The organism is Acinetobacter sp. BSP-28 (assembly GCF_044130285.1).
GTDB lineage: Bacteria > Pseudomonadota > Gammaproteobacteria > Pseudomonadales > Moraxellaceae > Acinetobacter.
Genome location: NZ_JBIQOB010000001.1, coordinates 28,091 through 52,207, shown reverse-complemented (window position 1 = coordinate 52,207; position 24,117 = coordinate 28,091). Strand labels below are relative to the sequence as shown.

Below are 24,117 nucleotides of genomic sequence, written 5' to 3'. Positions count from 1 at the left end.
GACGCTATTTTATGGTTTGAAAAGTTGAGAAATCAAATAAAGTCAGACGAATTTCACAAAAAACGATAAACGCAAATCATAAAAAAACCTAGCCAAAGCTAGGTTTTTTCTCTATTTTTACCTTTTAGTCAAACCAAATGATTAACTTAATTTCATTTTCTCAAATTCAAGATGACCATTTTCTCCCTTAACACTAATGGTATCTCCTGGCAGAAAATCACCACTCAGAATTCTTTGTGCCAAGGTATTTTCAACCTGCTGCTGAATGGCACGTTTCAATGGACGTGCGCCATAGACAGGATCGAAACCAGCCTCAATCAACTGATCAAATGCACTGTCATCAACTGAAAGACGCATGTCTTTTTCGCTTAAACGTGCACGTAAACGGTCCAGTTGAATATCGGCAATACCACGAATCTGGGCTTTTTTCAGTGAATGGAATACCACCAGTTCATCAATACGGTTAATAAATTCCGGACGGAAATGTTGAGATACTGCGCTCATCACTACCGCACGTACTTCATCATCCGTTGCATGTTCACCCAGTTCGCGTACATCTTGTGAACCCAGGTTGGAAGTCAACACAATCACCGTATTTTTGAAGTCCACCACACGACCTTGCGAGTCGGTTAAGCGGCCATCATCCAGTACTTGCAGCAAGATGTTAAATACGTCAGGATGCGCTTTTTCGACCTCATCAAATAACACCACACTATAAGGCTTACGGCGTACAGCTTCCGTTAAAACACCACCCTCTTCATAACCGACGTATCCCGGAGGTGCACCCACCAGACGGCTGACCGAATGTTTCTCCATGAACTCACTCATATCTATACGCACCATGGCATCATCACTGTCAAACAGGAAGTTGGCCAAGGCTTTGGTCAACTCGGTTTTACCTACCCCGGTTGGTCCGAGGAACAGGAATGAACCACTAGGACGGTTCGGATCAGACAATCCTGCACGCGAACGACGCACCGCATTCGATACCGCTACTACGGCTTCATCTTGCCCAACCACACGGTTATGCAGGAATTCTTCCATATGCAGCAATTTTTCACGTTCACCTTGCAGCATTTTCGCCACAGGAATACCGGTTGCCGCACTGACCACTTCAGCAATTTCATTTTCAGTAACTTTGGTACGGATGAGTTTTGGTTCCTCACCGTTTTCCTCAGCAACCTCTTCGGCAGCGAGACGTTTTTGCAGCTCAGGAATAACCCCATACTGCAAACGGCTGGCTTCGGCCAAGTCACCTTCACGCTGGGCTTTTTCAAACGCGGTACGTGCCTTGTCCAGTTCCACCTGTGCCTGACTGGTGCCTTCCACCAATCGTTTTTCGGCAATCCACTGTTCTTCCAAATCGCTATATTCTTTCTGCACTTCAGCAATCTGTTTTTCCAGATGAGAAACTTCAGCTTTACTGACCGAATCCTCATCCTGTTTCACGGCTTCCAACTGCATTTTTAATTGAATCAAACGACGGTCCAGACGATCGAGTGGCTCAGGTTTGGAATCAATTTCCATTTTAATCCGTGAAGCTGCTTCATCAATCAGATCAATAGCTTTATCCGGTAATTGACGGTCAGTGATGTAGCGGTGTGACATCTTCGCAGCAGCAATAATGGCTGAATCCAGAATTTGCACCCCATGATGGGTTGCATATTTCTCTTTTAAGCCACGTAGAATCGCAATGGTATCTTCAACACTTGGTTCATCGACCAATACTTTTTGGAAACGGCGTTCCAGTGCAGCATCTTTTTCAATGAACTGACGATATTCATCCAGCGTAGTTGCACCGACACAGCGCAGCTCACCACGGGCCAATGCAGGTTTCAGCATATTGCCTGCATCCATGGCGCCCTCACCTTTACCTGCACCGACAAGCGTGTGCAACTCATCAATAAAGAGGATGATTTCGCCTTCATGCTTGGCCAGATCTTTAAGAACCGCTTTTAGGCGCTCCTCAAACTCACCGCGATATTTTGCACCCGCCAGCAATGATCCCAAGTCCAAAGATAGAACACGCTTACCTTTTAAGCCTTCCGGAACCTCGCCATTAACAATACGCTGTGCCAAACCTTCAACAATTGCCGTTTTACCAACACCAGGCTCACCAATCAGTACCGGGTTATTTTTGGTACGGCGTGACAAGACCTGAATGGTACGACGAATTTCTTCATCGCGCCCAATCACAGGATCCAGTTTGCCTGACATGGCACGTTCAGTTAAATCTATGGTGTATTTATTCAGTGAATCACGTTGATCTTCATGGGTATTACTCATGACTTTTTCGTCACCTCGAATTTTTTCAATCGCTTTGCGTAAACTTTCACTGGTTACGCCGACATTATTTAATAAAGTTTTGGTTGCACCGGTTTCCGCTAAAGCGAGCAACACCCAGTCGGTCGATAAGAACTCATCCCCGGCTTTTTGCGCATAACTATCCGCCAGATTTAAGGCACGAACCGCTTCGGGATTAAGGTTTATATCTCCAGTTGGATTAGCGATGGTCGGTGCATCATTTAATGCTTGCTGCAACTTGGTTTGAAGATTTCGTAGATTTGCCCCGGCTTGCTGGAACAAGCTGATATTGGCTGGCTCTTCCAATAGCACGGATAAAATATGTATGCCTTCAATTGAAGTATTGTCTTTACCCATTGCCAGAGATTGAGCATCTGATAAAGCTTGCTGCAAGCGATTTGTAAATTTTTCAAAACGCATTCTTATTTTCCTCACAACAAATTTTGTACTTGGATAATAGATGGGAATGGGTTGATATTTTTCAATAACATTTTTAAAAAATATTTTTAATTTTCAACAACTAAAGTAATCTACATAAAACATAGACCTTAATTATAATATGGGTATTTACGCGCTTTTTTTCAAGGTTATTTTACGTGGTTATGTATCAAATCCTATGAAATTGGGTATTTTCTTGTCAATGACACTAAATGGATTTGAAAACCATCGTATTTGTTTCAAGCTGATCAACCCAACACATTAGCTCCATGAATTTGAACTGAAACTTTTAAATTGGATTTCAATAGAATTAAAAGCCAAGTAATCAGATATTTTTGAAAGACCAGAATAAAAGTGAAGCTAATAATATTTTATGAGATTGTTTTTATTTTTAAGTTTTCAGGATGGATAAAAATGGCAATTCATGAATGAATTGCCATCTAGAATTTATTATTCAGCTTCAATAATTTCAAAATCGTGGGTAATTTCCACCCCACCATCCGATAACATTTTGCTTGCAGAACAGTATTTTTCAGCTGAAAGTTCCACTGCTTTAGCAACCTGTTTTTCTTTCACTGCTTTACCTGTCACCACGAAATGTAAATGGATTTTGGTAAACACAGCCGGAATACTGTCTGCACGCTCAGCTTTGAGCTGACATACGACATCTGTCACATCTTGGCGAGATTTCTTTAAAATAGTCACAATATCAAAGGAAGCACACCCACCAAGTCCCATTAATATCAATTCCATAGGACGTGGTCCACGGTTTTGACCACCATATGCCTCAGCCCCATCCATCACGATTTGGTGACCACTTTCCGATTTTGCTTCAAAAGCAACATTCTCTAGCCAATGAACGCTTGTTTGCATTGCAACTACCTGAAAAAAACTATAAATTTACGATGTACCTGTACACTAACATAAATTGAGTTGATAAGGAATTTCAGCTCTTCTGTGTGACAAGTTCATTTTAGGTCTTGTGCGATCTATTAATTATCCACATTCGGAACCGTTAGCATGACTTCAAACTTTTCACAACTAAGCACCGATGCACTGTCTCCAGGTCAACTTCCAGAGTCAGTGAAAGCATTATTAAAACGTGCATATATAAATCGTTATCCAAAACGCACTGCTATTGTAGATGCAGGCTCAGAATCAAAATCGCTTTATTTGATTTTAAAAGGTTCAGTATCCATTATTTTACGTGAAGATGATGAACGTGAAATTGTGGTTGCTTATTTGAATGCCGGGGACTTTTTTGGGGAAATGGGTCTTTTTGAAGCAAATCCACAACGTACTGCAGAAGTTCGTACACGCGACGTATGTGAAATTGCCGAAATTACCTATGACAACTTCCACGAATTAAGCAAACAGTATCCAGATCTGAGCTATGCCGTATTTGCCCAGCTTGTTCGTCGCTTAAAAAACACTACCCGTAAAGTGACTGACCTGGCATTTATTGATGTATCTGGTCGTATTGCACGCTGCCTGATTGACCTGTCTTCTCAACCAGAAGCCATGATTTTACCAAATGGACGCCAAATCCGTATTACCCGTCAAGAAATTGGCCGTATTGTCGGTTGTTCGCGTGAAATGGTTGGTCGTGTCTTAAAAACACTTGAAGAACAAGGCATGATCCAGACCGATGGTAAAGCCATACTGATTTATGATGTTTCTGCTGAAGATACCAATTCATCTTTAGAAGATGAGGATGATGAAGAATAAATTTTCTTCATTTCAATTTAAAAGCAAATCTTAAGATTTGCTTTTTTTATGTCTGTATTTCTGACCTGTTCTTTTTAAATTTTTATGACAACTTTAAAACAATTGATGATTTAACGCTGATGCAAAAATCAGTTAGCCTAGTGCACGATTTTAAACTTGATAACAATTAAAGGATCAACTTCCATGCAACTTAAACCTTTAGCAAATACAGGAATTCTGCTTCCTGAAATTTGTTTAGGCACCATGACCTTTGGTGAACAAAATACCCAGGCAGAGGCCTTTCAACAACTTGAATATGCCTTGGATCAGGGTCTGTTTTTTTGGGATACGGCAGAAATGTATCCTGTCCCGCCAAAACCTGAAACTCAAGGAGCAACAGAAACTATTCTGGGCAACTGGATTGCACAACGTGGTCAGCGCGACCAGTTGTTCATTGCTTCAAAAATTGCCGGCCCTTCACAAGGCGGCAGCCATATCCGTGATGGCAAAACACGCTTTACTGCAGCTGAGATTAGCTCGGCAATCGATGGCTCCTTAAAACGCCTGCAGAGTGATTATATTGACCTGTATCAATTGCATTGGCCGCAACGTCCAACCAATTTCTTTGGCAAACTGGGTTATGGCAATGCTGAAGCTCAAAGTGAGCAAGAAGTGACTGCTTTAGAAGAAACTTTAAGTGCCTTAAGTGATGAAATTAAAAAAGGCCGTATCCGTTATATTGGGCTGTCCAATGAAACCCCGTGGGGAACATTGAAGTTTTTACATCTGGCCGAAAAACTAGGCCTGGAAAAATTTGTCAGCGTGCAGAATCCGTATAGCCTCCTGAACCGGACTTATGAAATTGGCATGTCTGAAATTGCCCATTATGAAAATGTTGGATTACTTGCCTATTCACCTTTAGCTTTTGGTTATTTGACCGGTAAATTCCGTCATGGTGCTCGCCCTGCAAATGCACGAGTAACCCTCTTTTCCCGTTTCAGCCGTTATAGCAATCCTGAAAGTGAATGGGCAACCGAACAGTATGCTCAGCTTGCAGAACGGCATGGCTTAACCCTGACCCAACTGGCATTGGCCTTTATTAAACAGCAGTTCTTTGTTACCAGTACCATTATTGGCGCAACCAACCTGGATCAACTGAAAGAAAATATTCAGGCATTCGAAATTGACTTATCTCCTGAAGTTTTACAGGGCATTGAAGATATTCACCGCCAGCAGCCAAATCCGGCACCCTAATTTCATTTTAAGCACTGCTTTAAAATGAAATTAGAAAATTGAAGTAAATAAGTTGTTAGCCGGTTTTTAAATTGAAAAATGTTACGTTAGCTGCAACTCATAATTTTTTATGCTCTTTAAAATCAAAAAATCTTCATAAAAAAGGATGCTTCACGCATCCTTTTTTATGAACTAAATAACAATTAACGTCTGTTATAAATAGCTTGAGCTGCAGGCAAGTTTTTACGCATTGCTTCAATACGCTGGCCATTTGAAGGGTGAGTCGACAGGAATGATGTACCGCCCGCACCTTCCAACTTGTTCATTTTTTCCCAAAGGGTAATCGCGGCTTGCGGGTTATAACCGGCACGTGCCATTAGCATTAAACCACCTTGGTCTGCACGGCTTTCAAGACTACGTGAATATGGCAAGCCCACACCCACTTGTGCGCCTAACTGAGCTGCTGCTGCACCCAATTGACCGACATTATTGCCTGCATAGCCTAAACCAATGTTTAAAGCCAAATCAGTTAAAGCTTGTGCACCAATTTTTTGTTTAGAATGCTCTTCTAAGGCATGCACCATTTCATGCCCCATCACCGCTGCAATTTCAGCATCAGTCAGATTGAGTTTATTCACAATACCGGTATAGAACACCACCTTCCCACCTGGCGCAACATAAGCATTGATCTGATCTGATTTCAGCACAGCCAATTGCCAATCGAACTTTTGGCCCGTCTGGTTGATTTGATCACCATAAGGTTTTAAACGTAAAAATACTGAATTAATTCGCTTATAAGTCGTAGATGAAGTATCTAAGGTTTTATTTGCATTTGCTTCTTGAACAGTTTTATTAAAGCCCTGCGCAGCCGTCACATTTAATGTAGATGAATCTGCCCCCGCCATTTCTGCTACAGTGGTACAACCTGAAATAGTGATTACACTCGCTGCACACAAACTTAAAATCAGCTTGCTGTTCATTATAATAATCTCCGCCTTAAAACTAGATATCTTTTTTCCAGAGATTATATGTAATAGTGAACAATCTTTAAATTAATATTGTCTTCACAATCATATCATTTATGTAACCGGGCTTATTTAAGGAATTGAAAACTAAGCCAATAAATTAAACACAAAATATTTAATCCCAAATATACCTGGCAAAGTGGCTTAATTTTCTGTTCCAGTTGTTCATTTTTGCGCTTAAAAAATAAAACTGCATTTTGAATAAGAACGATCGGTACCAAAATACAGGCAATAATGACGCTTAACCCAATAAATGCCGCATTAATAATCGCAGGATCTTGTGTTTGTGCCTGAATAACCAGCATGGCAATCGTTGGTGCCCCGCCCATTGCAAAGAGTAATGAATAAAACATCGTCGCTGATATATTTTTATGCATCATGCACAACCTTGTATTTCTTTTATGTTTGACATTCTAGCAAGTGCAAATGAATTAACCAGTATTCCCTGATGCAACTTTAGTCGGGCAAAAAACTTCGCATACTGAGTGTAAGTATATTTTCTAAATGAAATAGGCAAAAAAAAGCCCCACAATTGCGGGGCTTTTTATACATATTGATTCTTGGCCGATTAAGCTTCGAATGGGTGACGTAGAATCATGGTTTCTTCACGGTCAGGACCAGTAGAAATGATGTCGATTGGACATTCAATTAACTGCTCAATACGTTTGATGTAGTTGATCGCATTTTGTGGCAATTGATCTAAAGATTTTGCACCAAAAGTAGATTCAGACCAGCCTGGCATTGTTTCGTAAATTGGTTTTAAAGTTTCAAATGCAAGCGCATCAGAAGAACCTACACAACCAGAGTCTGCTGCTTCATAACCTACACAGATTTTCACTTCTTCCAAACCGTCAAGAACGTCAAGTTTAGTCAAGCAAATACCTGAAAGAGAGTTTACATCTACAGAACGACGTAAAATTTCAGCATCAAACCAACCGCAACGACGTTGACGACCAGTAGAGGCACCAAATTCTGCACCAATCGTACCCAAGTGTTTACCAATCGCATCACCAACATCGTTAGCAGCATCGTAAACAAGTTCAGTTGGGAATGGACCTGCACCTACACGTGTTGTATACGCTTTAGTGATACCCAATACATAGTCAAGGTGCAATGGACCAAGACCTGAACCTGAGCTTACGCCACCAGCAGTTGTGTTTGAAGAAGTTACATACGGATATGTACCATGGTCAACGTCAAGAAGTGAACCTTGCGCGCCTTCAAACATGATGTTGTCACCGTTTTTACGGTAATTATGAAGCTCAGAAGTAACGTCGACCACTAATGGAGCAACAACTTTACGCCATTCGTCGCAAAGTGCGATCACATCTTCAACTTTAACTGCTTCAACACCGAAGAATTGAGTCAACTGGAAGTTGTGGTATTCAAGCAACTCTTCAAGTTGAGCTTTAAGATGTTCACCACCACGAACCAAGTCAGCAACACGAATTGCACGGCGTGCAACTTTATCTTCGTACGCAGGACCAATACCACGACCTGTAGTACCAATTTTCGCATTACCACGTTTTTTCTCACGTGCTTGGTCAAGCGCGATGTGGTGTGGAAGAATTAATGGACAGTTTGGAGAAATACGTAAACGTTCACGTACTGGCACGCCTTCTTTTTCAAGAATGTCCATCTCTTTAATAAGCGCTTCAGGTGAAAGTACAACACCGTTACCAATTAAGCACAGTACGTTTTCACGTAAAATACCAGATGGAATGAGGTGTAATACAGTTTTCTTACCACCAACCACAAGAGTATGGCCTGCATTGTGTCCGCCTTGATAACGTACTACCGCTGCCGCTTGATCTGTGAGCAGGTCGACGATCTTACCTTTACCTTCGTCGCCCCATTGGGTACCCAGTACCACAACATTCTTGCCCATAATAGCCTCATTGCATCATGCTGTTAAAATAGAAAACAAAACTGAATGACATGAACATTCAGTTCTGCGATTAAATCGGTTCGACTGTCCACTCACCCGCTTTGTTCACCAATTGGTGAGTCGCAAACGGAATTGAGTTTAAATCATCATTACCTAATAACTGAATAACACTTAAGCCTTGTGCACGCGCAGCAGCGATTGCATCAAGTAATGCTTTATCGCTACCTTTCGGTGCAACAACTTTTTGAACCTGTTTAAACTGACCTGCACTGAGTGCATATAAGTCACAAGAGAAACCAGTTGCAGGACGTGCGCGTCCGAAGTGTTCACCAATACCGTCATAACGACCACCTTGAGCCAGTGGTGCTGCACGGTTTGGCGCATAGACGGCATACATTAAACCAGTGTGGTAGTGATATGAACGAAGTTCTACAACATCAATACCAATATGCAAGTCTGGCCAACGTGCCTGAATTTCAGATCGAGTGGTTTTTACTGCATCAAATGCCTGTTTAAATGCCGGGTCTGCAATAATTTCAGCACTCAGGTTGGCTTCTAAAGCATCTAAATCACTTGAATAACGACCTAGTGCATAAAAATCTGCACCAAATTTTAATTCTTGGGTAAATTCAGCCAGTTCAGGCAATGCTTTACGTTGATAAAGATCCGAAAGCTGGCTTTCTTCCGATTTGCTTAAACCGGCATGTTTAACCAGACTACGGAATAAACCGACATGACCTAAATCCAGATGGATGCCATCTACAAAGCTTGCTGTTTTTAACAAGCTGAGCATCACGTCAATCATTTCGACGTCAGCATCAATACTGTCTGAACCAAAAAGTTCCGCACCCAATTGTAAGGGTGCACGCGTGGTATTAAAACCTTGTGGTTTGGTGTGTAAAACCGTGCCAGCGTAGCAATAACGCGCTACGCCTTCGACTGGATGTACATGCGCATCGATACGGGCCACTTGCGGTGTCATATCGGCACGCACACCAAGCAAACGACCAGAGAGCTGGTCGATTACTTTAAAAGTGGCTAAGTCTAAATCTTGATTCGATTCTGAGAGAGAAGAAAGAGATTCGATGTATTCGATAAATGGCGTGTACACCAGCTGATAACCTCGAGATGCGAGGAAATCCAATGCTTCACGGCGCAAAGCTTCAATTACTTGCGCTTGTTCTGGTAATACATCAGCTACACCATCAGGTAATAACCATGTCTCTGAAATGGGCATGTTGTAAACCTAAATACTTGTCAGCGCGGAAGTAATCCGCATAAAAAAATCGGGAGCACACCCGATTTCTCCTAGTCTAGCACGATCACTTTAGCTGTGCACATGACTTTTTGCAGATTTGTTCGATTTTTACCAACTAATTTCTACCGTTTGAAAACTGAATCACCTGAATCATTCATGATTGATCAGCACCCATGCCTGTCCAACTGCTAAAATAAAAAATACTTGAATCAAGCCAAATAGCAAAAGGCAGTCCAGGCTATTTGTAGGGAGTAATAATTACCAAAAATTGCGATGAACCGGGCTGTTTACAGCAACGCGTCGAAAGTCGATCTTGGTATCATATTTTTTCAAAGATCACTCTGCAGCAGCTTTAAAAATGATTCTGGTATATAAAGCCGATATTGAAATTAAAGTGTGGGTTTGTCTGTTGAATGAACGGTTTTCACCAACAGTCCCACCAATTCGGCATTTTGCGATTCCACCAGATTCAGTTTAATCGTGGTTTTATCAATCACTTCTTGCTGAATATGCATTTTCTTCGCCAGGTCCTGCATAATTTCCAAGGTTTTCTTGAGATTCTCTTCCAGATGAATCACTTTTTTTTCCAATTGTTGATTCAATTGAATTTCACTGAGTGCAGCACCCTGATTGGTAAATTGTGCCCAAATCAAAAAGATCACTGCTATGGCTAAAAGGAAAATAAATCCCCATATAAATATCAACATAGGTGCGCTACTCATGTTATTGATTCATGACTGATCTTTGCCACAAATCGATGGAATTAAATTTTAAAAGCTTATAATTTTCATATAGTAATCGAAAAGTGATTATAAAATTAACCGTGCTTGGATTTATATTTATTATAAGCATTATTTTTGGTCGATCATCCACTACCATTTCCAACAAAAATGGAACTTCATAGCAGTCTATTCATCCTACTGAAGACAAGGCATTTACTCAAGATTTAATCGACCACTCGAACAAATTAACAATAATTGAGTTACATATCACACTCAATACCACCAAGCAGGGTGAAATTCGTATCATTGGCAGAAATAGCTTTATTTAAAAAATCATCCTGCAATCATCTTTTAAATAAAAGCCAGTATCCTTTTATGAGGTAAATGATTCACACAAATCCAGCAAGCGATTGGCATATCCCCATTCGTTGTCATACCAGGCAAAAACTTTAGCCTGATGTCCAACCACCATGGTTTGGCTCAAATCCACAATCAGTGAATAAGGTGAATGGTTAAAATCTGAGGAAACTAGCGGCTCATCAGTGACATCCATAATTTCCGCATAATCCTGACGTGCCGACTTGATCAAGACTTCATTAATTTTATGCGCAGTGACGTGCGATTGTGCAACAAAAGTAAGGTCAATGGCTGCCACATTAATGGTGGGTACCCGAATGGAATAACCATCTATGCGCTCTTCCATTTTCGGCATCACCCGTTTTAAAGCCCCCAGAGCCGAAGATGTGGTTGGAATAATGTTATGTCCCGAAGCACGGGCACGGCGTAGGTCACGGTGGGCATGATCCAGTACCGACTGATCTGCCGTCACTGCATGAATTTCCGTCATCAGTGCGGTATCAATACCAAAAGCATCATCAATAATTTTCACCAAAGGCACCAAGGCTTGCGTGGTGCAGGATACACTGGAAATGATCTGATCTGTGGCTTTGACTTCGTGATGGTTTACCCCATAGACAATGGCAGCATCAACCGTATCAAAAGGCGCTGCGCCAATAATCACCCGCTTCGCCCCTGCAGTCACATGTCCTGTTGCTGCTGCACGTGAACGGAATAACCCGGTACATTCCAGCACCACATCAATATTTAAATCATTCCAGGGCAAGTGTTCAGGTTGTTGCTGAGAAAAGACCTGTACTTTTAATTGCACCAGACCTGCGGAAATATGCAAAAAAATCTGTTCATCTTGTAAAAGTACGTCAACCTTGCCTTTAAAACGGCCATGAGTGGTGTCGTATTTAAATAAATGCACCAGTGTTTCTACATCTGCAATATCGTTAATCGCCACGATATCAAAATGAAAATCTTTAGGATTTTCAAACCAAGCACGTAATACATTGCGACCAATTCGCCCGAAACCATTAATGGCTACTCGTTGCATCAGATATCCTTAACTCTTGGGTAGATGTAAACACGACACTATGTTAATAGATTTTAACCAGATACTGATACCATTTCTGCAGCTCTATGCATTAAATATCCTGCAACAGTGGTTTTGGCTCGTATCATTCGAGCTGATTTCGCCTCAAATTTTATTCAGACCAGACTGCATAAAATATTCACTTCACTTTTCATTTATTTTACCTGTCATGCCTGTATCAGAATTCCGCTTATAAATTAAGTGCAAGAACCCCAGACACAGCTTATACAGAATTGTGATTAATTCGTTTTAAAGTGATTGGTGCATGCGGCTTTTTCCGTTATACTTTAGCGTTTTAAAATTTTAAGCCAGTATCTCAAGCCAGCTTTATAAAAGTAAGACTTGCTTGACATGCTATTAGCCAAATACAAGATTTATGGAGTGACTTGGTTGTGAGTACTCGTTTTATGACATCAGCTGAAATTCGCGAAGCTTTTTTAAGCTATTTTGAATCGCAAGGGCATACACGTGTCGCGTCGAGTTCTCTGGTTCCTGCCAACGACCCAACATTATTGTTCACTAACGCTGGTATGAACCAGTTTAAAGACTGCTTCCTGGGTCTTGAAAAACGTGACTATGTTCGCGCAACATCTTCACAAAAATGTGTACGTGCCGGTGGTAAACACAACGACTTAGACAACGTTGGCTACACTGCACGTCACCACACCTTCTTTGAAATGCTAGGTAACTTCTCTTTTGGTGATTACTTTAAACGTGATGCGATCAAATTTGCCTGGGATTTCTTGACCAACGAAAAATGGCTTGGTCTTCCTAAAGATAAGCTGTATGCCACTGTTTACCATACCGATGACGAAGCATTTGATATCTGGAACAAAGAAATTGGTCTAGATGCTTCTCGCATTATCCGTATTGGCGACAACAAAGGTGGTCAATACGCATCCGACAACTTCTGGGCTATGGGCGATACCGGTCCTTGTGGTCCTTGTTCTGAAATCTTCTTTGACCATGGCGATCACATCTGGGGCGGCTTACCAGGCACGCCTGAAGAAGATGGCGACCGTTTCATTGAAATCTGGAACAATGTATTCATGCAGTTCAACCGTACTGCGGATGGTGTACTGCACCCGCTTCCAGCGCCGTCTGTAGATACAGGTATGGGCTTGGAACGTATTTCTGCAGTTTTACAGCATGTCAATTCAAACTACGAAATCGACCTGTTCCAGCACTTGTTAAAAGCTGCGGCTGAAATCATTGGTTTAGATACTTCTGAACTTGAAGCAAAAGCTCAAGCAGAAAGTAAACTCGTTGACTACCCTGCTTCCCTTAAAGTTGTTGCTGACCATGCACGTTCATGCTGCTTCCTGATTGCTGATGGTGTGAACCCTTCTAACGAAGGCCGTGGTTATGTACTTCGTCGTATCATCCGTCGTGCAGTGCGTCACGGTAACAAATTGGGTGCAACCGGTTCATTCTTCCACAAAATGTTGAAGCCTTTGATTGAAGTGATGGGTGCTGCATATCCTGAACTTGCAGCCAACCAAGCACGTATTGAAGCTCAATTACTAAAAGAAGAAGAACAATTTGCAAAAACTTTAGAGCAAGGTTTGAAATTGCTTGAAGGTGAATTGGCTCAACTTAAAGGTTCTGTGATTCCAGGTTCGACAGTATTCAAACTATATGATACTTATGGCTTCCCGACTGATTTAACAGCTGATATCGCACGCGAACGCGACTTAAGCATTGACGAAGCTGGCTTTGAAGTTGAAATGGCAGCTCAACGTCAACGTGCGCGTGACGCAGGTAAATTCGCCATCGACTACAACAGCATTGTAAAAGTCGAAGGTGAAACCCAGTTTGAAGGCTACGAGGCAACTCAAGCTCAAGGTCAAATTGTTGCGATCTATAAAGATGGCGAACAGGTTGATGAAGTTCATGAAGGCGATGAAGCTTTAATCGTATTGAACCAAACACCTTTCTATGCGGAAAGCGGTGGTCAAATCGGTGATACAGGTATCTTCAAAAATGATACAGGTATCTTCGAAGTTCAAGATACCAAAAAATCTGGTGGTGCATTCGTTCACCAAGGGATCGTGACCATGGGTAGCTTAAAAGCAACTCAATCTGTTGAAGCGATTGTTAAAGCAGACATCCGTGAAGCGACTTCACGCAACCACTCAGCAACTCACTTGTTACATGCTGCCCTTCGTCAAGTATTAGGTTCACATGTACAACAAAAAGGTTCATTGGTTGCAAGTGATCTGTTACGTTTTGACTTTGCTAACGATCAACCGGTGTCATTTGAACAATTGCAGGAAGTTGAACGCATTGTAAACCGCGAAATCATTGCCAATACTGCCGTTTCTACTGAACTTTTAGACATTGAATCTGCCAAAGAAAAAGGTGCGATGATGTTGTTCGGTGAAAAATACGGTGATGAAGTTCGTGTACTTTCAATGGGTTCAATCATTGAAGAGAAAAACTTCTCGATCGAACTGTGTGGTGGTATTCACGTAAAACGCACTGGTGATATCGGTCTGTTCAAAATCACTTCAGAAGGTGGTGTAGCAGCAGGTGTACGCCGTATCGAAGCAGTCACAGGTACTAAAGCGATTGAAGCTGCACAAAAAGCAGATCGTGACATTCATGCAATCAATGATGTTTTAAAAGCGCAAAAAGACCAGACTTTAGAAAAAGTGGAAGCATTAGCGAATACTGCATCGAGTTTGCAAAAACAAATTGAGCAGTTGAACCAGAAATTAGCAAACTTCCAGGCAGCTGAACTTTTAAGCCAAGTTCAAACTGTGGCTGGTCGTCAAACACTGATTACCACTGTACAAAACATGGATGCGAAATCACTTCGTAACCTGCACGACGGTGTAAAATCTAAACTAGACAATGCAGTGATTGTGCTTGCAGCTGTAGAGGATGACAAAGTCAGCCTTCTTGCTTCAGTAGCAAAAGACTTCACGAACACTATTAAAGCGGGCGACATCATCAAACACTTGGCAACTGAGCTCGGTGGTAAAGGTGGTGGTAAACCTGACTTGGCACAAGGTGGCGCGCCACTTAACGAGAAGTTTGCTCCAGTGATGGCAGATTTGACTGCTTGGCTTGAAGCAAAATAAAACTTCACCTTTTGTGTAACTGATCCTGAAAAGGTAATTCAGGATCATGGCTTTTATGGAACAACTATGGCATTAATCGTTCAAAAATATGGCGGTACCTCAATGGGTACTCCCGAGCGCATTTTAAATGTTGCTCGTCGTGTAAAGCGCTGGCATGACCACGGCCACAAGGTAGTGGTTGTTGTATCAGCAATGAGTGGCGAAACCAATCGTCTGCTTGCTTTAGCGAAGGCCATTACCGAAACCCCTGATCCACGTGAGCTTGACCAAATGGTCTCTACAGGTGAACAGGTTACGATTTCTATGTTAGCGATGGCGCTTAACTCAATTGGAGTAGAAGCGAAATCACTGACTGGTCGCCAGGTTGGCATTAAAACCGACAGCGCATTTAACAAAGCCCGCATTGAATCTATTGATACTGACGTATTAACTGAAAACCTGGATGCAGGCCGCGTACTTGTCGTTGCCGGTTTCCAGGGCTTTGATGAATCTGGCAATACAACGACTTTAGGTCGTGGTGGTTCAGATACATCTGGTGTGGCACTTGCAGCTGCATTAAAAGCAGATGAATGCCAAATTTATACAGACGTAGATGGTGTTTATACTACTGACCCACGCGTTGCACCAAAAGCGAAAAAAGTTGATCGTATTTCTTTTGAAGAAATGCTGGAAATGGCATCACTTGGTTCGAAAGTCCTGCAAATCCGTTCAGTTGAATTTGCCGGTAAATACCAGGTGCCTTTACGCGTATTATCAAGTTTTGATAATGACGATGATGGCGCATTTGACGAAGACTTCAAAAACAACGTCGGCACTCTTATTACTACTGAATTGGAAGACAACATGGAACAGCCAATTATCTCTGGTATCGCGTTTAACCGTGACGAAGCAAAATTGACTATCTTGGGCGTGCCTGACCTACCTGGTATTGCATCCAAAATCCTGGCGCCAATCGGTGCAGCGAATATCGAAGTCGACATGATTATTCAGAATGTCGAAGAAGATGGTACAACCGACTTCACTTTCACAGTCAACCGTGGTGAGTTTGCCAAAGCAAAAGCAATTCTGGAGCAAACTGCGAAAGAAATTGGTGCACGTGAAGTTGCGACTCGTTCAGACATCGTGAAAGTATCGATCGTGGGTGTAGGTATGCGTTCACATGCTGGCGTGGCAAGCAAAATGTTTACTGCTCTAGCTGAAGAAGGCATCAATATTCTAATGATCTCGACCTCAGAAATTAAAATTTCAGTGATCATTGAAGAAAATTATTTAGAGCTTGCTGTGCGTACTCTTCACACTGCTTTCGGTTTAGACCGTGAATCTGGCGAATCAAGCGCACGTGCTTAATTTGTAGTAGCAAATTCCTGACCATTGTTGGACAAAATTTGCGAAATACTACAAAAAGAACAGAGCCACTATAGTTTTTTTTATAGTGGCTCTGTTATATTTGGAACCGAGGATTTTAAAATATTAACGAATTGTATCGGTCAAACTTTTGATACATCCATTTTGTTAATATTTTGTTTGATATTTAAGGTTGTGTTTTTTAAATTTAAAATCAATTGCACGTTTAGCGTTTTGCAAGGAGATAAACATGCTGATTCTGACCCGACGTGTCGGTGAAACATTAATGATTGGGGACCAAGTCAGTGTAACTGTACTTGGCGTAAAAGGTAATCAGGTTCGTATTGGCGTAAATGCTCCAAAAGAAGTATCTGTTCATCGTGAAGAAATTTACCAACGAATTCAACATGAACGCGCTATGCATGAACATCTGCAACACCTGGATCAGGATTATCAGCCTTCTTTTGAAGAAGATAATTTTCCACAAAATACCCAGAATGACTTTAATCGCTAAAGGTTAAATGTTGTTCTTATAAAGCGGCTATATAGCCGCTTTAAATTTATCTGCCGCTTATTTATGTTCCAGCAAGGCTAAAGCTTTTTTAACCGGTGCATAACTACGACGATGCTGATCAATCACACCATGCTCAGCAATGGCTTCAAAATGCGCTTTGGTTGGATAACCCTTATGTTTGGCAAAGCCAAAATGCGGATATTGCTGATCTAGTACAACCATCTCACGGTCACGGGTCACTTTTGCCAAAATACTGGCTGCTGAAATTTCTGCATGTAGCGCATCCCCACCCACCACTGCATCACAGCTCATACTCAAGCCTTGTGGAACTTTATTGCCATCGACCAGTACATGTTCTGGCTGAAGCTGCAAAGCTTCTACAGCGCGCCGCATGGCCAGTAAAGAGGCCTGTAGAATATTGATCTCATCAATTTCTTCGTGGCTTGCTTCAGCAATCGCCCAAGCCAAGGCTTTCTCTTGTATTTCTATGAATAATTTTTCACGTTTCTTTTCAGTGAGTTTTTTAGAATCATTCAAACCTTCGATCGGATTATTGGGATCCAAAATAACCGCAGCCGCTACCACCGAACCCACCAAGGGACCACGCCCCGCTTCATCTACACCCGCAATTTTCATCAATGCTTTACCTACAAAAAAAAAGAGGCTGAATTACATCAGCCTCTTTAATTTTAACATGAATTTAATCGGTATTAGTTCACAGCTTCAGCAACACAGGCATTAATCGTTTTAGTGACCGCATTTGAAACAATGGTATTACGCGCAGCCGGATCAATTGCAGCTGTAGCCAGATCTACTGCTGTTACGCTTTGCGGTGCTTTTTCACTTACACAACCACAAATTTCGGTCTGAATGTTTTGCTTCTGAGTTGCAGTCATTAATTTTGTTGCAGTTTGCCATGCTGGGATGGTATTCAATTCAGTTGTACATTTTGCATTGATTGCAATTTTAATGGCAGCAGTACCCAGTTGCTGAGTTGCCGATTGAGTGCCTGTTGCACCAGTTGTACCTGTAGTTGTGCCAGTTGATACACATGCAGTAAGCGCTAAAGTTAAAGGTGCAAGCACAGCAATTAATTTTTTCACAGTATTATCCTGAGTTATAAAATCTGTTGGCCATATTTTGCCGAAACTTTCCCAAGGAAGAAATCTATATTTCAATTGAATTTTCCACACTCGGATGATCTGATTAAAAAACCTACATGCACGCAGTGTTTCAAGAACTACACGCTTCGTTCTATATTCATCATTTTTAAATATGTGCTTTTTAATTAGCATATGCAGACTTTTAGAATGATATATGGGTACATGGGTATAACATGAAAAATACTTCACAATACTATACGCGTACGGCACAATGGCTGCATTGGATCATGGCGATTATCTTTATTGCGGCATGGCTGATTGGTTTTTATAGCGGTAATTTTTTAAGTTATGAAATCGATGGCAGCTTTAAAGGCGATGTCATCACCCTGCATAAAAATATCGCCACCATCATTATCTTTCTGGTCCTGATTCGTATATTTTGGCGCTATACCCACCCTGTTCCAGGACTACCCGACAGCATGTCACCTTTGATGAAAGTCTTGGCACATCTGGGACATTTAGCTTTATATCTCATGTTACTAGCTTTACCGATTACCGGCTGTCTATTTAGCTGGAGTGCCGGACATCCAGCACCCGTTTTGTATTTATTCGAAATTCCACGTTTGGTCCAGGATAATCCCGACCTTTTAGCCATCGTAAAACCTGTACACATTTATTTGTCCTGGTTTGCGGGCTTACTTGTCATCGGTCATATCGCCGCAGCACTCAAGCATCATTTTATTGATAAAGATAACGTCTTGCGCAGCATGACCCGACAAGCAAAATAATCAATTTTGTCTCTATAAAAAAGCCGCATTGATGTATTACTGATGCGGCTTTTTTATAGTTCAATTTATAACTCTAAGTTATTTCAAAGCGTCTTGGGCACAACCTTTTACACTATTCATCACCGCCTGTTTAATCAGGCTATCTTTTGCAGATTCACTCATCGATGCCATAGCTAGCTCTTTGGCCGAGATATCCTGCAATGCATGCTCACCTACGCAACCACAGATTTGTTTTTGTACTGTTGTTTGCTGTTCTGAACTCATAAAAAAAGCTGCTGATTGCCAGACCTTTGAATCATTTAATTCACTTTTACAGCCTTGCTCAATCACTGGTTTCAACATTTTCTGGGTTAAAGTCGAATTTTTATCTGTTGCAAAAACCGATACAGAACCAGCTACCACACAGATCACAACCAACCAGCAAAAAAACTTTTTCACATTAGAACCCAATATTTAACACCTAATTATTCAGCGGAACCATAAATGAATCCGCTGAATCAAAAACATATGTCAAGATGGCCAATTACGCTAAAGTGTCAATCTCATTTGCCCATTTTTGTTTTTCAGCAGCAGAAATAAAAGATGCTTCAAACGAATTTTTAGCCAGTTGTTTCAATTCTTCATTGGAAAGATCGAGCGCTTTTGTAATTGCAATGAAATTATCATTCATATAACCACCAAAATAAGATGGATCGTCTGAATTGACCGTCACATGTACGCCCTGTTGCAATAAACGGCGGATATTATGCTGTGCCATGTCATCTACAACACAGAGTTTTAAATTACTTAAAGGACATACTGTAAGTGGCATTTTCTCTGCAATCAAACGCTGCATAAGCTTCGGATCTTCTTCAGAACGTACCCCGTGATCAATACGGTTTACTTTAAGTAAATCCAGTGCTTCCCAGACATACTCAGCCGGACCTTCTTCGCCTGCATGTGCCACCACCAAGAAACCTGCTTCACGCGCCTTGGCAAATACACGTTCGAATTTTGACGGAGGATGTCCTACTTCACTTGAATCCAGCCCCACAGCAATGATTTGATCTTTAAATGGCATAGCCTGTTCTAAAGTTTCAAATGCCGCTTCTTCACTCAAATGACGCAAGAAACACATAATTAAATGTGAGCTGATGCCGAATTTTGCTTTGGCATCATCACAGGCGCGTTTCAAACCATTAATCACTGTTTCAAAAGCAATACCACGATCGGTATGGGTTTGCGGATCGAAGAACATTTCAGTATGCACAACTTTATCTGCAGCGCATTTTTCAAAATATGCCCAAGCCAGATCATAGAAATCCTGTTCATAAACTAAAACATTCGCGCCCGCATAATAAATATCTAAAAAAGACTGTAAATTATGAAAGTTATAAGCCTGTTTCACTTCCTCAACAGATTTATACGGAATATCAATATGATTGCGTTGAGCAATCGCGAACATAAGCTCAGGCTCAAAAGTCCCTTCAATATGGACATGTAACTCTGCCTTTGGCATGGCTTGAATAAGCTCTAGTTGATTCATATCTTATCCTTATAAAACCTTTCTCTAAAAATAAAAAAGGGTGCAAACTGAGTTTACACCCTATTCTGAATGTGGTGAATTAGCCGCCAAATACAGCAAACTTCAATGCCCAAAGAGCCGCAACAATCCATACCATATAAGGTACAGTTTTCGCTTGCCCAGTCAGCAGTTTGATTAATGCGTAGCTAATAAAGCCCATCGCAATACCGTCGGCAATTGAATAGGTAAATGGCATGCATACGATGGTTAAAAATGCAGGAACAGCTTCAGTGATATCATCCCATTCAATGTTGACGATCCCTTGAATCATTAACACACCAACGAATAACAATGCTGGCGCTGTCGCAAAACCTGGAACCGATTGCGCCAAAGGTGCCAGAAATAAGCATAGTACAAACAATACAGCAACAACCACAGCGGTCAAACCTGTACGACCACCTGCAGCAACACCCGCAGACGATTCAATATAAGGTGTTGTTGAGGAAGTACCTAATGCCGCACCCGCCACAATTGCAGTCGAGTCAGCAAAGAGTGCTTTTTTCAAACGTGGTAATTTGCCATCTTTTAACAGGCCGGCACGATGTGAAACACCCACCAAGGTACCAGTCGAGTCAAATAAATCCACCAAGAAAAATACAAAGATCACACCAATCAGACTGGCTGTGAACAAGCCTTCAAAGTCCATTTGCAGGAAAGTTGGAGCAATAGAAGGAATCGCACCTACCACACCTTTAAACTCGTTCAAGCCCATTGCTGTCGCAATAGCAGTAACCACCAGAATACTGATAATGATGGCACCGCGAACTTTAAAATGATGCATCACCACAATCATCAGGAAGCCAATCAAAGTCAGCAATACTGTCGGTTGTTTCAAGTCACCCAAGCCGACAAGCGTTGCCGGATTATCGACAATAATGCCTGAATTCTTTAATGCAATCAGTGCAAGGAATAAACCAATTCCCCCGCCAATCGCAAATTTCAGCGACATTGGAATGGCATTGACAATCGCCTCACGAATTTTAAACATACTGATGGCAATAAACACCAGCCCCGAGACAAACACGGCAGCCAGTGCAGTTTGCCAAGGCACACCCATGCCCATACACACTGAATAGGTAAAATAGGCATTCAGGCCCATACCCGGTGCGAGTGCGATCGGATAATTTGCAACAAGCCCCATCACCAAACAGCCAATTGCGGCTGCAAGACAGGTTGCAACAAAAACAGCCCCATGATCCATCCCGGTTTCGGATAAAATCATTGGATTGACAATAATGATGTAACACATGGTTAAGAAAGTGGTTACACCTGCAAGAACTTCTGTACGAAAACTGGTTTTGTTTTCGCTGAGCTTAAATAAGCGTTCCAGCATATTCTCTGAAGATGGATTAGGAGTCGTCATGACTTTACCCCTGTAAGTAAACTTTATGCCGTCAGCACGCTATAAAATTAATGATCCGTTTATCAAATCACCATTAAGTTTATAGATGTCCAAGCAATGGATATGCCAATATTTCCGTTTAAAAACAAGTATTTTGCACATATTTTCATTCGGTCAAAAATAACCAGACAACAAAAATCGTAAACAAAAAAGCCGCATAACTTTTATGCAGCCTACTTAGATAAAACAAATCAAATACTTACAATATAAATATAATGATTTAATTAAAATCATGGCAAATTATAACACAATGCTTTTTTATTGTTTCTAAAATTTATTTTTAGTTAAATTCCAATAATTTAAAAGTATCTTTCAAACATATAGTAAAAATCCAAGCACTAAAACTGGCGGGATTTCACCTGTAAAGGACTGGCAGAATGTGTATCCGTAGTTTCAATCGGGCCTAAAACCGTATTATTCGGATTACCCTCTACAACCTTCAATGACTGGTGAGCATCCTGAATCAATTGATCTACTTCCTGCCTTTTTTTCATCTGATTGTCCTGGTAAACTGCATAACCCAGTACCACCACTGCAAAAATAAACATTGGAACCAATAATCTTTTCATAATAAAATTTTATTATTTAAAAAACTTTGACTTATAGTAACAAAAAAGAAAACTCTCTCTATTGACAAAAACTTATCATTTTATTGATTTTTTTCAGTGTATAAAAATCCCGAAATGCATCGGGATTGGTATCATATTCATCTCTCATTTAGGCGGCTTGCTGTTCATCACGCTTAAACACCAGCTCTCCTCTAAGCGAACTTTCAGCATCAAAATAATAGCCCTCAACATTAAATGATTTTAAATCTTCAGCTTTATTTAGCTGATTTTCAACGATATATCGTGCCATTAAGCCCCGTGCTTTTTTTGCATAAAAGCTAATCACTTTATATTTGCCGTTTTTCTGATCTAAAAATACCGGCTTAATGATCTCGGCTTTAATCTTGCTTGGCTTGACCGACTTGTAATATTCATCCGATGCAAGATTTACCAATAACTCCGAATTTGCCTGCTCTAAATCAGCATTGATTAAATGGGTAATATTTTCCCCCCAAAACTCATACAGATTATGACCACGTGGATTTTTTAGTTTGGTTCCCATTTCCAGGCGATAGGGCATCATCAAATCCAGAGGACGCAACAAACCATAAAGTCCAGACAACATACGCAAATGCTGCTGTGCATATGTAATGTGCAGATCATTCAGCGCATAAGCATCCAGACCGGTATACACATCCCCTTTAAAGGCAAATAAAGCCTGACGTGCATTAGAAAAATTGAACTCTGCTTGCCAGTCATTAAAACGTTCTACATTTAACTTGGCAATTTTTTCACTCACGCTCATTAAATTGGCGATATCTGCAGCAGACAGTTTACGACTTACGTCTATAAGTTCTTGTGAATGTTCTAGCAATCTTGGTAATGTATATACATCGGTTGGAAGTGCAGATTCGTAATCTAAAGTCTTAGCAGGAGAAATTAAGGCGAGCATGGATAACCTGATCAAAAAACAATTAAACAAACTATAACAGTAGACTTATTTTATTTCCAATTTGTGTTTTTACTGAACATTATCGGTAAAATATCCGATTCTCCTGTTATTAGTCGGTTGTGACATGTCCGAGCAAATTTTCATTCAAGGTCCTGCGGGCCAACTGGAAATTTTTGTTGATTATCCCCAGAGTGAAGTGAAAGGATTCGCGGTTGTTACTCACCCTCACCCCCTCCAAGGTGGCACGCCACAGCATAAAGTCCCTGCACTTTTAGCACAAATGTTTTTAGAACGCGGTTATGTCGTTTATCGTCCCAGTTTCCGTGGTTCTGGGCAAAGTGCTGGAGTACATGACGAAGGCAACGGTGAAACCAAAGATACTATGCACGTGATTGAATATGCACGTAGCCAACATGCAAACCTGCCATTTTATGCAGGTGGCTTTAGTTTTGGCGCGAATGTAATGACAAAATGCTATGCTTTGCTTCCTGTTGAACAACAACCTGTTCAGACCATTTTATGTGGTTTACCGACCACAACAGTTGCAGGTGTTCGTCACTATGTAACCCCACATATTAAGGGTGATATTTTATTTATTCATGGTGAAGCAGATGATGTAACCCTGTTATCTGATCTCATTCAGTGGGCTAAACCACAACGCCATTTAATTACTGTTTTACCAGGCGCAAATCACTTCTTTACCGGCTATTTGAAACAATTGCGTGTGGCTATTTCTCGTTTTCTAGTCAACACCTGAGTCAAAAGATATCCTCTCTGGAGGATGCTTTTTATCTGCTAATCTC

22 protein-coding genes are annotated in these 24,117 nt (G+C 41.1%); 7 read left to right on the top strand and 15 right to left on the bottom strand.

All coding sequences use genetic code 11. The annotated features are described in order from the left end of the window. Positions 1 to 141 precede the first annotated feature (141 nt). Positions 142 to 2,724 (bottom strand): ATP-dependent chaperone ClpB, encoded by a 2,583-nt coding sequence (gene clpB, locus ACE01R_RS00230; RefSeq protein ID WP_395543960.1) that lies wholly within the window; start codon positions 2,722 to 2,724, stop codon positions 142 to 144. Positions 2,725 to 3,192: 468 nt separating this feature from the next. Continuing rightward, positions 3,193 to 3,615 (bottom strand): OsmC family protein, encoded by a 423-nt coding sequence (locus tag ACE01R_RS00225; RefSeq protein WP_131274600.1) that lies wholly within the window; start codon positions 3,613 to 3,615, stop codon positions 3,193 to 3,195. A 147-nt stretch (positions 3,616 to 3,762) separates the two neighbouring features. Between ACE01R_RS00225 and crp the strand changes: the two genes are divergently transcribed. Continuing rightward, positions 3,763 to 4,470, top strand: coding sequence for a cAMP-activated global transcriptional regulator CRP (crp, locus tag ACE01R_RS00220; protein ID WP_395543956.1), 708 nt, complete (start codon positions 3,763 to 3,765; stop codon positions 4,468 to 4,470). A gap of 183 nt (positions 4,471 to 4,653) precedes the next feature. Then, positions 4,654 to 5,703 carry an NADP(H)-dependent aldo-keto reductase gene (locus tag ACE01R_RS00215; protein WP_395543947.1) on the top strand — a complete coding sequence of 350 codons (1,050 nt, stop codon included), beginning with the start codon at positions 4,654 to 4,656 and terminating at the stop codon, positions 5,701 to 5,703. 182 nt (positions 5,704 to 5,885) lie between these two features. Here ACE01R_RS00215 and ACE01R_RS00210 read toward each other — a convergent pair whose 3' ends face one another. From ACE01R_RS00210 to ACE01R_RS00185, 6 genes are all read right to left on the bottom strand, one after another. After that, entirely contained in the window at positions 5,886 to 6,662 is a 777-nt protein-coding gene (locus ACE01R_RS00210; RefSeq protein ID WP_395543941.1) for a M48 family metallopeptidase, read from the bottom strand. Positions 6,663 to 6,775: 113 nt separating this feature from the next. Further along, positions 6,776 to 7,084 (bottom strand): hypothetical protein, encoded by a 309-nt coding sequence (locus ACE01R_RS00205; protein WP_395544329.1) that lies wholly within the window; start codon positions 7,082 to 7,084, stop codon positions 6,776 to 6,778. A gap of 191 nt (positions 7,085 to 7,275) precedes the next feature. Then, positions 7,276 to 8,595, bottom strand: coding sequence for an adenylosuccinate synthase (locus tag ACE01R_RS00200; protein ID WP_395543940.1), 1,320 nt, complete (start codon positions 8,593 to 8,595; stop codon positions 7,276 to 7,278). A 70-nt stretch (positions 8,596 to 8,665) separates the two neighbouring features. Beyond that, complete coding sequence (locus ACE01R_RS00195; protein WP_395543939.1) at positions 8,666 to 9,832, bottom strand: ATP phosphoribosyltransferase regulatory subunit; 1,167 nt, start codon at positions 9,830 to 9,832, stop codon at positions 8,666 to 8,668. A 410-nt stretch (positions 9,833 to 10,242) separates the two neighbouring features. Next, complete coding sequence (locus tag ACE01R_RS00190; protein ID WP_395543938.1) at positions 10,243 to 10,560, bottom strand: hypothetical protein; 318 nt, start codon at positions 10,558 to 10,560, stop codon at positions 10,243 to 10,245. Positions 10,561 to 10,948: 388 nt separating this feature from the next. After that, positions 10,949 to 11,974 carry a type I glyceraldehyde-3-phosphate dehydrogenase gene (locus ACE01R_RS00185; protein ID WP_395543937.1) on the bottom strand — a complete coding sequence of 342 codons (1,026 nt, stop codon included), beginning with the start codon at positions 11,972 to 11,974 and terminating at the stop codon, positions 10,949 to 10,951. Positions 11,975 to 12,405: 431 nt separating this feature from the next. Here ACE01R_RS00185 and alaS point away from each other — a divergent pair, with 431 nt between their 5' ends. The 3 genes from alaS (at position 12,406) to csrA (ending at position 16,957) form a co-directional block, all read left to right on the top strand. Further along, entirely contained in the window at positions 12,406 to 15,099 is a 2,694-nt protein-coding gene (alaS, locus tag ACE01R_RS00180; RefSeq protein ID WP_395543935.1) for an alanine--tRNA ligase, read from the top strand. Positions 15,100 to 15,165: 66 nt separating this feature from the next. Beyond that, positions 15,166 to 16,446, top strand: a complete 1,281-nt coding sequence (locus ACE01R_RS00175) for an aspartate kinase (RefSeq protein ID WP_395543934.1) — start codon at positions 15,166 to 15,168, stop codon at positions 16,444 to 16,446. A 247-nt stretch (positions 16,447 to 16,693) separates the two neighbouring features. Next, entirely contained in the window at positions 16,694 to 16,957 is a 264-nt protein-coding gene (gene csrA / locus ACE01R_RS00170) for a carbon storage regulator CsrA (RefSeq protein WP_067723263.1), read from the top strand. Between the two features lie 57 nt (positions 16,958 to 17,014). Here csrA and rnhB read toward each other — a convergent pair whose 3' ends face one another. Both rnhB and ACE01R_RS00160 read right to left on the bottom strand, forming a co-directional pair. Then, positions 17,015 to 17,593: a ribonuclease HII gene (gene rnhB / locus ACE01R_RS00165; RefSeq protein WP_395544328.1), complete on the bottom strand. Its 579-nt coding sequence runs from the start codon at positions 17,591 to 17,593 to the stop codon at positions 17,015 to 17,017. Positions 17,594 to 17,667: 74 nt separating this feature from the next. Then, positions 17,668 to 18,060 carry a hypothetical protein gene (locus tag ACE01R_RS00160; protein WP_395543931.1) on the bottom strand — a complete coding sequence of 131 codons (393 nt, stop codon included), beginning with the start codon at positions 18,058 to 18,060 and terminating at the stop codon, positions 17,668 to 17,670. A 233-nt stretch (positions 18,061 to 18,293) separates the two neighbouring features. Here ACE01R_RS00160 and ACE01R_RS00155 point away from each other — a divergent pair, with 233 nt between their 5' ends. Then, complete coding sequence (locus ACE01R_RS00155) at positions 18,294 to 18,848, top strand: cytochrome b (RefSeq protein ID WP_395543930.1); 555 nt, start codon at positions 18,294 to 18,296, stop codon at positions 18,846 to 18,848. A gap of 78 nt (positions 18,849 to 18,926) precedes the next feature. Here ACE01R_RS00155 and ACE01R_RS00150 read toward each other — a convergent pair whose 3' ends face one another. From ACE01R_RS00150 to yaaA, 5 genes are all read right to left on the bottom strand, one after another. Continuing rightward, the gene (locus tag ACE01R_RS00150) at positions 18,927 to 19,286 is read right to left on the bottom strand and encodes a hypothetical protein (protein WP_395543929.1); all 360 of its coding nucleotides are present in this window, start codon (positions 19,284 to 19,286) and stop codon (positions 18,927 to 18,929) included. Between the two features lie 85 nt (positions 19,287 to 19,371). Beyond that, a complete protein-coding gene (locus ACE01R_RS00145; protein ID WP_395543928.1) occupies positions 19,372 to 20,373 on the bottom strand; it encodes an adenosine deaminase in 1,002 nt (333 codons plus the stop codon). Positions 20,374 to 20,452: 79 nt separating this feature from the next. Then, complete coding sequence (locus ACE01R_RS00140) at positions 20,453 to 21,775, bottom strand: NCS2 family permease (protein WP_395543927.1); 1,323 nt, start codon at positions 21,773 to 21,775, stop codon at positions 20,453 to 20,455. Between the two features lie 377 nt (positions 21,776 to 22,152). After that, positions 22,153 to 22,383 carry a hypothetical protein gene (locus tag ACE01R_RS00135; protein WP_395543910.1) on the bottom strand — a complete coding sequence of 77 codons (231 nt, stop codon included), beginning with the start codon at positions 22,381 to 22,383 and terminating at the stop codon, positions 22,153 to 22,155. Positions 22,384 to 22,531: 148 nt separating this feature from the next. Further along, positions 22,532 to 23,314, bottom strand: coding sequence for a peroxide stress protein YaaA (gene yaaA / locus ACE01R_RS00130; protein WP_395543907.1), 783 nt, complete (start codon positions 23,312 to 23,314; stop codon positions 22,532 to 22,534). A 124-nt stretch (positions 23,315 to 23,438) separates the two neighbouring features. On the opposite strand from yaaA, the gene ACE01R_RS00125 reads away from it, so the two are divergent. Beyond that, positions 23,439 to 24,071 carry an alpha/beta hydrolase gene (locus tag ACE01R_RS00125; RefSeq protein WP_395543905.1) on the top strand — a complete coding sequence of 211 codons (633 nt, stop codon included), beginning with the start codon at positions 23,439 to 23,441 and terminating at the stop codon, positions 24,069 to 24,071. Positions 24,072 to 24,117: the final 46 nt, after the last annotated feature.

What these genes read in the sequence shown, in the direction of transcription:
- clpB (WP_395543960.1), bottom strand. Translation starts at nt 2,724, where the DNA reads ATGCGTTTTGAAAAATTTACAAATCGCTTGCAGCAAGCTTTATCAGAT.
- ACE01R_RS00225 (WP_131274600.1), bottom strand. Translation starts at nt 3,615, where the DNA reads ATGCAAACAAGCGTTCATTGGCTAGAGAATGTTGCTTTTGAAGCAAAA.
- crp (WP_395543956.1), top strand. Translation starts at nt 3,763, where the DNA reads ATGACTTCAAACTTTTCACAACTAAGCACCGATGCACTGTCTCCAGGT.
- ACE01R_RS00215 (WP_395543947.1), top strand. Translation starts at nt 4,654, where the DNA reads ATGCAACTTAAACCTTTAGCAAATACAGGAATTCTGCTTCCTGAAATT.
- ACE01R_RS00210 (WP_395543941.1), bottom strand. Translation starts at nt 6,662, where the DNA reads ATGAACAGCAAGCTGATTTTAAGTTTGTGTGCAGCGAGTGTAATCACT.
- ACE01R_RS00205 (WP_395544329.1), bottom strand. Translation starts at nt 7,084, where the DNA reads ATGCATAAAAATATATCAGCGACGATGTTTTATTCATTACTCTTTGCA.
- ACE01R_RS00200 (WP_395543940.1), bottom strand. Translation starts at nt 8,595, where the DNA reads ATGGGCAAGAATGTTGTGGTACTGGGTACCCAATGGGGCGACGAAGGT.
- ACE01R_RS00195 (WP_395543939.1), bottom strand. Translation starts at nt 9,832, where the DNA reads ATGCCCATTTCAGAGACATGGTTATTACCTGATGGTGTAGCTGATGTA.
- ACE01R_RS00190 (WP_395543938.1), bottom strand. Translation starts at nt 10,560, where the DNA reads ATGTTGATATTTATATGGGGATTTATTTTCCTTTTAGCCATAGCAGTG.
- ACE01R_RS00185 (WP_395543937.1), bottom strand. Translation starts at nt 11,974, where the DNA reads ATGCAACGAGTAGCCATTAATGGTTTCGGGCGAATTGGTCGCAATGTA.
- ACE01R_RS00175 (WP_395543934.1), top strand. Translation starts at nt 15,166, where the DNA reads ATGGCATTAATCGTTCAAAAATATGGCGGTACCTCAATGGGTACTCCC.
- csrA (WP_067723263.1), top strand. Translation starts at nt 16,694, where the DNA reads ATGCTGATTCTGACCCGACGTGTCGGTGAAACATTAATGATTGGGGAC.
- rnhB (WP_395544328.1), bottom strand. Translation starts at nt 17,593, where the DNA reads ATGAAAATTGCGGGTGTAGATGAAGCGGGGCGTGGTCCCTTGGTGGGT.
- ACE01R_RS00155 (WP_395543930.1), top strand. Translation starts at nt 18,294, where the DNA reads ATGAAAAATACTTCACAATACTATACGCGTACGGCACAATGGCTGCAT.
- ACE01R_RS00145 (WP_395543928.1), bottom strand. Translation starts at nt 20,373, where the DNA reads ATGAATCAACTAGAGCTTATTCAAGCCATGCCAAAGGCAGAGTTACAT.
- ACE01R_RS00140 (WP_395543927.1), bottom strand. Translation starts at nt 21,775, where the DNA reads ATGACGACTCCTAATCCATCTTCAGAGAATATGCTGGAACGCTTATTT.
- ACE01R_RS00135 (WP_395543910.1), bottom strand. Translation starts at nt 22,383, where the DNA reads ATGAAAAGATTATTGGTTCCAATGTTTATTTTTGCAGTGGTGGTACTG.
- yaaA (WP_395543907.1), bottom strand. Translation starts at nt 23,314, where the DNA reads ATGCTCGCCTTAATTTCTCCTGCTAAGACTTTAGATTACGAATCTGCA.
- ACE01R_RS00125 (WP_395543905.1), top strand. Translation starts at nt 23,439, where the DNA reads ATGTCCGAGCAAATTTTCATTCAAGGTCCTGCGGGCCAACTGGAAATT.